Raw genomic sequence first — 825 nt, forward strand, 5'->3', positions numbered from 1 at the left:
GGGCAGGCCGACCCGCAGACCGACCCCGCGCAGGACGGCGCGGGCCCGAACACCGACGACATCCCCGATCCGGTGGCCGAGGTCAACGGCACCGAGATCACCAAGGACGAGTTCGTCACCGTCTTCGAGGGCCAGTATCAGCAGATGGCCATGCAGGCGCAGATGACCGGCCAGCCGGTGGACGAGGACCAGCTCAGGGCGCAGACCCTCGAAGGGTTGGTCGGGAGCGAGCTGCTGCGGCAGGAGGCACTGGAACGCGGACTCGAGGTCTCGGACGCCGAGATCGACACCGCGCTCGCCGGATTCGCCGAGTCCAACCAGGCCAGCGAGGACGAGTTCTTCGCCGCGATGGGCGAGCAGGGGCTGGACCGCGACGACGTGATGGACCAGATCGAGAAGCAGCTCCTGGTGGAGAAGCTCATCGTCGACGAGTACGGCGAGTTCTCCGCCACGGACGAGGAGATCGAGGCCGCCTACCAGCAGTTGGCGCAGCAGCAGGCGATGTCGGGCGGCCAGGCGGGTGGTGGACTGCCCCCGCTCGAGCAGGTGCGCGACGAGGTCGAGGAGCAGTTGGTGGCAGAGCAGCAGGCGCAGGCCATGCAGATGCTCTCCGAGGAACTGCGCGAGGGTGCGGACGTGACCGAGCACCTCTAGCGGATCCGGCCGTGAGGCGCCGGGGTCCGTGGTGGAATCGGTTCCATGGGTGCACCGGGTGGGATCCTCGCAGCCGGCGCCGCGGCAGTCGGCGCGACCTCAGCAGCGGCGCGGACGGCGGCACGGACTGCGACGCTCGCGGCGGCAGTGACGAGCCTGTCCGTCCTGGGC

General features: G+C 69.9%; 1 protein-coding gene. It reads left to right on the plus strand.

Going from position 1 to position 825, the window contains the following annotated elements; translation table 11 throughout:
- Positions 1 to 654: SurA N-terminal domain-containing protein (locus tag IY392_RS18340; RefSeq protein ID WP_194862002.1), on the plus strand; the 654-nt coding region annotated here is incomplete at its 5' end.
- Between the last annotated feature and the right edge of the window lie 171 nt (positions 655 to 825).

Origin of the sequence: Dietzia sp. SYD-A1, from assembly GCF_015356725.1 — a bacterium.
Lineage (GTDB): Bacteria > Actinomycetota > Actinomycetes > Mycobacteriales > Mycobacteriaceae > Dietzia.